This is a genomic window from Flagellimonas amphidinii, from assembly GCF_013090115.1.
GTDB classification, from domain to species: domain Bacteria; phylum Bacteroidota; class Bacteroidia; order Flavobacteriales; family Flavobacteriaceae; genus Flagellimonas; species Flagellimonas amphidinii.
On record NZ_JABFNN010000003.1, the window covers coordinates 1 to 780 of the forward strand.

Here is a 780-nt window from a genome sequence, read left to right on the forward strand (position 1 = left end):
TCGGTCGCAAGCCTTAGCAATTCCGAGTGGATTCGGACGTAGTCGAATCCGCCGTAATTGCGGTTATACATTGTTGTACACCGTTTTTATATTATAATTAAACTTATTAGCAAATCATTTTTCAATTCCTCAAGTTTCATTTCGTTCCACCAATCTCTTGGTATTCTTGAGCCATCTAATTCAAAACCAACTTCAATCTCTTTAACCAAAATAAACACAGCGCCTTCGGCTGTTGACATATCGTCAATAGTATATTTGTTTTTTAAGTCAGCAAGAGTATTGCCTACACCAATTCCTAATTCCGTTTTGAATCTCTTTCCATATAGCCAAATCCTCCACACTTTTTCTCCTTTGTCGTCTGGTTCAACCGCATAAATCAATTCAGAGTTTTCGTAAACATTAAAAATATCATAGTCATCTCCTTCAAGACTTATCGTCTCTTTCTTTACATTATATTTCGTGTTTTTAGATTCTAAAAAATCAGAAATTTCCATTCCGATTTTCACATTGTCAACGGAATCATTTTCAATGAATCCATAATTGACGAATAATAATAATATGATTAAGTTCAATATTTTCATTTTGTCTCGCAAATGGTGTACAACGGTTCGGCTATGATTTCGTTGTGGAATTTCACGCAGTGAACATTCCGCCGAAATCCAGTCGTTGGCTTAAAGTTACGGATTTGCGTTTAGCAAATCCGCCACAATGAATTATAGCCAACTTAAGTTTGATTCTGATTAGATTGTATTTATAAACCAGAAAGAACAAAAGAGAGGA

General features: G+C 34.9%; 1 protein-coding gene. It reads right to left on the reverse strand.

All coding sequences use genetic code 11. The features are described from left to right. Positions 1-86 precede the first annotated feature (86 nt). Positions 87-572 (reverse strand): hypothetical protein, encoded by a 486-nt coding sequence (locus HJC33_RS00015; RefSeq protein ID WP_171656743.1) that lies wholly within the window; start codon positions 570-572, stop codon positions 87-89. Positions 573-780 lie beyond the last annotated feature (208 nt).